Source organism: Achromobacter sp. Marseille-Q0513, from assembly GCF_018195695.1.
Lineage (GTDB): Bacteria > Pseudomonadota > Gammaproteobacteria > Burkholderiales > Burkholderiaceae_B > Achromobacter.
The window spans coordinates 1-5,734 of the sequence record NZ_JAGTJY010000265.1 but is presented as its reverse complement, the minus strand read 5'-3'; the positions used below and the strand labels follow the sequence as shown (position 1 = coordinate 5,734).

General features: G+C 67.3%; 4 protein-coding genes. 3 read left to right on the top strand and 1 reads right to left on the bottom strand.

Annotation, left to right across the window (positions count from 1 at the left end; all coding sequences use genetic code 11):
* The 3 genes from KDH83_RS28980 to KDH83_RS28970 all read left to right on the top strand — a co-directional run.
* Positions 1 to 617, top strand: a 617-nt coding sequence (locus KDH83_RS28980) for a glutathione S-transferase C-terminal domain-containing protein (RefSeq protein ID WP_212322168.1), incomplete at its 5' end; no start/stop codon positions are given.
* Positions 618 to 868: 251 nt separating this feature from the next.
* Positions 869 to 2,215 (top strand): cytochrome c, encoded by a 1,347-nt coding sequence (locus KDH83_RS28975; protein WP_212322167.1) that lies wholly within the window; start codon positions 869 to 871, stop codon positions 2,213 to 2,215.
* Entirely contained in the window at positions 2,212 to 3,144 is a 933-nt protein-coding gene (locus KDH83_RS28970; RefSeq protein WP_212322166.1) for a c-type cytochrome, read from the top strand. The genes KDH83_RS28975 and KDH83_RS28970 overlap by 4 nt, the downstream gene beginning before the upstream one ends.
* Positions 3,145 to 3,187: 43 nt before the next feature.
* On the opposite strand, the gene KDH83_RS28965 is transcribed toward KDH83_RS28970, so the two are convergent.
* Entirely contained in the window at positions 3,188 to 5,611 is a 2,424-nt protein-coding gene (locus tag KDH83_RS28965) for a TonB-dependent siderophore receptor (RefSeq protein ID WP_212322165.1), read from the bottom strand.
* Positions 5,612 to 5,734: the final 123 nt, after the last annotated feature.

Here is a 5,734-nt window from a genome sequence, read left to right as displayed (position 1 = left end):
CGCCCAATGGCGTGAAGGTGTCGATCCTGCTGGAGGAGCTGGGCCTGCCCTACGAGGCGCACCGGGTCAGCTTCGATACGCAGGACCAGTTCACGCCCGAGTTCCTGTCGATCAGCCCCAACAACAAGATTCCCGCCATCCTCGATCCCAACGGGCCCGACGGCAAGCCGCTGGCGCTGTTCGAGTCCGGCGCCATCCTGGTCTACCTGGCCAGCAAGACCGGCCAGTTCCTGCCGGCCGACGCGGGCGGGCGTTTCGAGACGCTGCAATGGCTGATGTTTCAGATGGGCGGCATCGGTCCGATGTTCGGCCAGCTGGGCTTCTTCCATAAATTCGCCGGCAAGGACTATGAAGACAAGCGTCCGCGCGACCGCTACGTGGCCGAGGCGCGGCGCCTGCTGGGCGTGCTGGACCAGCGCCTGCAAGGCCGCGACTGGGTCATGGGCGATACGTACACCATCGCCGACATCGCCATCTTTCCCTGGGTGCGCAACCTGATCGGTTTCTACGGCGCGGGCGAGCTGGTCGAGTTCACCCAGTACAAGAATGTGGCGCGCGTGCTGGACGCTTTCGTCTCCCGGCCCGCCGTGGTCCGGGGCCTGACGATTCCCGGCTGAGCCGCGCCGGCCTTGGGTTTGCGCGCCGCGATCCGCCGTTCGACAGCGCGTCGGCGCGCGGCTCGCGCCACCGGGCGGCCGCCAACGCCGCCCGCTTTTCGCTTTGTTTGCTGCCGATCAAACAGCAGCCATAGTTTCATGCTGTTCAGTCATATGTTAATTACTAAAAGGCGTAAGCTGATCCCATAGGCTGGACAACGCAGTACGAATTCCCCGACGTGCGCGCAGGCCAGCGGACACGGAGGGTCAGTATGAATAAGTTCGGGATCTGGGCGGCGCTGGGCCTTGTGGCCGCGGCAGGCATCGCCATCGGCGGCGCACAAGCGCTGACCGCCGCCCGCAAGGTCGACGCGCCCGCGCCCGTCGATATCCAGGATCGCAGCCTGGTCGAGGCCGGCGCCTATATCGCGCGCACCGGCGACTGCGTGGCCTGTCACAGCGTGCCCGGCGGCAAGCCCTTCGCGGGCGGCCTGGCGATGCAGACGCCGGTGGGCACCATCTATTCGTCGAACATCACGCCCGACAAGAAGACGGGCATCGGCGCCTACAGCTACGCGGATTTCAAGAACGCGGTCCAGCACGGCATCCGCAAGGACGGCACGCCGCTGTACCCCGCCATGCCTTATCCGTCCTACGCCATCATGCCGGACGCGGACCTGCGCGCCCTGTACGCCTACTTCATGGCCAGCGTGGCGCCGGTCGAGCAGCCCAGCGCGGATTCGACCATCCCCTGGCCGCTGAACATGCGCTGGCCCATGGCATGGTGGCAGCTGATGTTCGCGCCCAAGCGCGACTTCGCCGCGCCCGCCGGCGCCGACGAGAAGCTCAAGCGCGGCGCCTACCTGGTGGAAGGCCCCGGCCATTGCGGCGCCTGCCATACGCCGCGAGGCCTGGCCTACCAGGAGAAAGCGCTGTCCATGGCCGATGGCGATGCCTTCCTGACCGGCGCGGTGATCGACGGCTGGCGCGCCAAGAGCCTGCGCGGCGAGGCGCAGGGCCTGCAATCCTGGAGCCCCGCCGAGATCGCGCTGTTCCTGAAGACCGGCCGCACGGACAAGGTGGCGGCCTTCGGCGCCATGGCTGCCGTGGTCGAGCACAGCACCCGCTACTTCGCGTACACCGACCTGGAGGCCATCGCGGCCTACCTGAAACAGCTGCCGCCCGCCCCGGGCAAGCTGCAGGCTTTCGCGCCCAAGGCCGACACCACCACGGCGGCGTTGCTGGACGGCCGCTACGGCTCGCGCGGCGCGGTGATCTACGTCGAGCAGTGCGTGGCCTGCCACCGCGCCGACGGCCAGGGCATGCCGCGCATCTTCCCGGCGCTGGCGGGCAATTCGGCCGTGTTCGCGCAGAACCCGCAGTCCATCATCCAGATCACGCTCGAGGGCGGCAGGATGCCGTCCAACGCGCAGGACGCGATGGCCTTCGCCATGCCGGCCTTCAATCACCTGAGTGATCAGGACATCACCGACGTGATCAACTTCATCCGCGGCGCATGGACCAACCAGGCGCCGCCCATCGGCGAGCGCGACGTCGCGCACATCCGCGAATTCCTGGCCGGCAAGAAGCCGAACATCGTCGCCGGAGGCAAACAATGAGCAGGAAACTGAAACTCGCATCGCTGCTGGCCGCGCTGGCGGCCTGCGGCGCCTGGCTGGGCGCCAGCGCGGCCGACGCGCCGACCACCTCGGCCCCTGCGGCCGCCGACAAGCAGGCTCCCGCGCGCACTTTCCCGGTGCTGGACAAGGACGGCAAGCGCCTGCCCGACTACACCATCCCGTCGGACACCGACATCGCCAAACAGCCCAACGCCGAGCAGATCAACTACGGCAAGCGCCTCCTGAACGAGACGCGCCGCCTGCTGCCCAACAACACCGGCGCCAGCATGAACTGCAACAGCTGCCACGTGCAGCAGGGCAAGAAGCCGATGGGCGCGCCGTACATCAACACGGTGAATACCTTCCCGCAGTTCAATCCGCGCGCCAACCGCGTGGTGACGCTGGAGGACCGCATCAACGGCTGCTTCATGCGCTCGATGAACGGCAAGCCGCTGGCCAAGGACTCGGCCGAGATGCAGGCCATGATCGCCTACATGAAGTGGCTGGCCCAGGACGTGCCGCACGGCGCCAAGGTGCAGATCGAGAACGCCTGGCCCATCGACATGAAGCTGGTGCCGAACCCCGAGCGCGGCAAGTCGCTGTACGCGGCGCAATGCGCGGCCTGCCATGGCGCCAACGGCGAGGGCAAGAAGGACCGCGCCGGCGACATCGTGTTCCCGCCGCTGTGGGGCGACGAGTCCTTCAACATCGGCGCGGGCCTGGCCCGCACCTACAAGGCCGCCGCCTTCATCCGCAACAGCATGCCGATGGGCGTGAACACGCACGGCGCCTGGGGCGAGGGCGATGTGCTGTCAGACCAGGACGCGGTCGACGTGGCCGAGTACTTCACGCACATGCCGCGCCCGGATTTCGCGGGCAAGGAAAAGGACTGGCCGCAGGGCAAGAAGCCGAAGGACGCGCGCTATTGAGCGCGCAGGCCGGGGGGGCAATTCCCCCCGGCCGCGACCATCCTCAGAACCGGTAGCGCGCCTGCGCCAGCACATTGCGCGGCGCGCCGTAGTAGACCGAGTTGTAGGTGCCGATGCCCGAGTAATAGGCCTTGTCGAAGACGTTGTTCAGATTCACGGACAGGCGCAGGTCCTTGCTGACGTCGTAGGCCGCCATCAATCCCAGGATGGCGTAGCTGTCCTGGATGAAGCGGCGGTCCTTGCCCTCGATCGCCTGGGTGAAGTAGGTATTGCCTTGCCATAGCAGATTGCCGCCCACCGTCAGGCGGTGCCAGTCGCCGGGCAGGCGGTAGGTGGTGGCCAGCTTGAACACCTGCTCGGGCTGGGTGGTGCTGACGCGCCGTCCATCCCGGTCGCGCGAACGGCTGTAGGTGTAGCCGGCGTGGACCTGCCAGCCGCGCGAGATCTCGCCCGACACTTCCAGTTCGACGCCGCGCGTGGTGACGCCCTGGACGGCGACATAGGCCTCGTCGCCGTTGGGCCGCCGCGCGCCGCTGGTGTCCAGCTCGGCCATATTGTCCTGCTTGAGCTGGAACAGCGCGATGCTGGCGTTGAGCTTGCCATCCAGGTATTCGCCCTTGGCGCCCAGCTCCATGCTCTTGCCGGTCAGCGGATCCAGCTGGCGGTCGTTGGCGTCGAAGCTGTAGGCCTGCGGCTTGAAGACATCCGTGTAGCTGGCGTAGACCGTGTGCTGGCTGTCCAGGTCATAGGTGAGGCCGGCGTAGGGGATGAACTTCCGGCGCACTTCGCTGGCGTAGTTGACGAGGCGGCCGTTGGCGAAGGCCAGGTTCTGGTTCCATGCATAGTTGCTCAGGCGGCCGCCCAGGATGATGGCGTAGCGGTCGGCGGGGCGCAGCACCGTGGCGCCGTAGAGGATTTTCTGGTTGACCAGCATGTTCTGCGTCAGCCACCACTCATAGACGCCAGGCTTGGCGGCATCGTTGTTCCAGCGGAACGCGTTGTCGATGAGCGCGTCCGTTTCGCCGTCGTGCCGGTTCGACTGCGCATGGTTGCGGGCGGCGTTGTAGCCAATCACCAACTCGTGCTGGCGGCCGAACAGCGTGTAGGGGCCGGATGCCTGGAAGTCCACGCTGTTCTCGCGCGTGTCGGTGTCGAATCGCGCCGCGCCGCCGGGATAGTAGCCATGTCCCACGCTGTGGCTCCGGGCATCGACCAGGGCGCTGCTCATGCCCGATATCAGTTCGCGCGAGCGGTAGTTGCGGTGCGCGGCGGCCAGCTTGAATTGCCAGCCGCTGTCCAGCGTATGCCGCAGATCGGCGAATAGGCGGGTCGTGTCCTGGTTGCGCCAGGACCATTTGTCGGCGGGGTTGGTCGAGCGCGGGAAGCGTACCGGCGTGCCGTCGGAGTAGAAGGCGGGCAGATGCGTATTGGACGTGGCCTTGTTGCGGTTCTGCTGATGATCCACGCCAATGCTGGCCGTGGTGCGCGGACCCAGGTCCGCCTCGATGATGCCGTAGGCCAGGTTTTCCTTGCCGCGCGCATAGTCCATGTAGCTGCCGCGCTTCTCGGCGGCGGCCACGACGCGTCCGCGCACCTTGCCTTGCGCCGCCAGCGGTCCGCTCAGGTCCAGCTCGCTGCGGTAGCGGTCCCAGGAACCGATGCCGCCCGTGATGCTGCCCTGGAAGTCCTGCGTCGGCCGCTTGCGGATGAAGTTCACCACGCCGGACGGGTAGCCGGCGCCGTTGACCAGGCCGGTGGCGCCCTTCAGGACTTCGATGCGGTCATAGACGACCGAATTGGTGATGCTGTAGTTGTCGCGCACGTTGCCGCCGTCGCTGGACAGGCTGGGCAGTCCGTCGAATTGGAAGCTCTCCAGCTGGAAGCCGCGCGAGTAGAAGCTGTAGCCCTCGGAGTTGTCGCGGTTGACGATGATGCCGGGCGTTTGCTCCAGCGCCTGCGCGACGTTGACGATGCCCTGGTCGTCCATCTGCTGGCGCGTGATCACGCTGACGGATTGGGGCGTTTCTCGTAGCGACAGCCGCATGCGGGTGGCGGAACCGGACTCCGCCTGGGTGTACGAGCCGGTGCCTTCGCTGGGCTCGATGGCGTTGCCGGCGGTGACCAGCACGGGTTCCAGGGCGGCGACCGGTCCGGCCGCGGGTAGCGGGCGCAGGCTCCATACGCCTGCCGGCGTGATGACCAGTTCCAGGCCGGTGCCGGCCAGGGCCTGGCGCGCCGCCGTCTCGGCGTCGGGGGCGGCGCGCACGGCGGCAGCCTGCTTGCCGGACACCAGTTCGGCGCTGGCGGAGATGCTGCGGCCGCTCATCAAGGAGATGCGGCTCAAGGTGTCGGCCAGCGGCGCGGCCGGCAGGTCATAGCGTTGCTGGGCGGCTGCGGGCGCGGCGATCAGGCTGGCGCCAAGCGCGCCGGCGACGAGCCGGGCGCGGAAATCGAAGGAGAACGGCATGGCTGGGAATGAGGGTGGAATCGGGTTGCGTCATAAGCCATGACGGGCAACCGGTCTCGATCCCCTCAGCGGCGGCGAAAAAATCTCATGCCAGGTCCACCAGCGTGAGCCAGGAGCCATAGC

What these genes read in the sequence shown, in the direction of transcription:
- KDH83_RS28975 (WP_212322167.1), top strand. Translation starts at nt 869, where the DNA reads ATGAATAAGTTCGGGATCTGGGCGGCGCTGGGCCTTGTGGCCGCGGCA.
- KDH83_RS28970 (WP_212322166.1), top strand. Translation starts at nt 2,212, where the DNA reads ATGAGCAGGAAACTGAAACTCGCATCGCTGCTGGCCGCGCTGGCGGCC.
- KDH83_RS28965 (WP_212322165.1), bottom strand. Translation starts at nt 5,611, where the DNA reads ATGCCGTTCTCCTTCGATTTCCGCGCCCGGCTCGTCGCCGGCGCGCTT.